Below are 678 nucleotides of genomic sequence, written 5' to 3'. Positions count from 1 at the left end.
CTGCGTGGCCGCCCTTCAGTCCGGACGCCGGTATATCGGTATCGAGCTGCTTGAACAGTATCACCGTGCCGGACAGCAACGACTGGCCGCCGTGCAACGGGCCATGCAGCAGGGGGCCGCGAATGATGACTGGTTTATGCCGGAGGCTGCGTAAATGAACTATGCCGGACACGAAAAACTGCGCGCCGAAGTGGCGGAGGTGGCCAATGCCATGTGCGACCTGCGTACAACCATGAATGAGATGGAGCAGCGGTACAGCTTTAATGCCGACACCCTGCCGGAACGTCTGGTGCGTCAGACGCTGTTTCGCGCAAACCGCCTCCTGATGGAGGCATATACCGAAATTCTGGAACTGGATGCGTGCTTTAAAGATTGAGAAGGAGACGAGAATGTACGGAACATGCGAAACGCTATGCCGGGCGCTGGCAGCAAAGTATCCGGGAGACACGCCGCTGATGCTGGTTATCTGGTCCCCGGAAGAAATTCAGTCCCTCGCTGACGGAATGGATATTTCCCTGTCCGATCATGAAATCAGGACCGTCCTGGCGCGCCTGGAGGACATTCCGGAAGACCAGCGGACTGAATCCGGTATTTCTTCCGCCACTGCGATGGAGATTATCAGCAACGTGAGCGAAAACCGCCAGGTGACCGTCCCGGCTGAACTGCTGGCGTCCCTGA

At 57.7% G+C, this 678-nt stretch carries 2 protein-coding genes and 1 pseudogene; all 3 read left to right on the top strand.

The window, feature by feature from the left end:
- Nucleotides 1–154, top strand: a pseudogene (locus E0D98_RS25295) (DNA methylase); the annotation flags it as partial.
- Nucleotides 155–376 (top strand): hypothetical protein, encoded by a 222-nt coding sequence (locus tag E0D98_RS25290; RefSeq protein ID WP_001104879.1) that lies wholly within the window; start codon nt 155–157, stop codon nt 374–376.
- Nucleotides 357–678: DUF1380 family protein (locus E0D98_RS25285; protein ID WP_240723783.1), on the top strand; the 322-nt coding region annotated here is incomplete at its 3' end. The genes E0D98_RS25290 and E0D98_RS25285, both read left to right, overlap by 20 nt.

It is taken from the genome of Escherichia sp. KCJ4928, from assembly GCF_004352695.1.
Taxonomy (GTDB): Bacteria; Pseudomonadota; Gammaproteobacteria; order Enterobacterales; family Enterobacteriaceae; genus ECMA0423.
The sequence above is the reverse complement of the archived record's forward strand: the minus strand, read 5'-3'. Positions and strand labels throughout refer to the sequence as shown.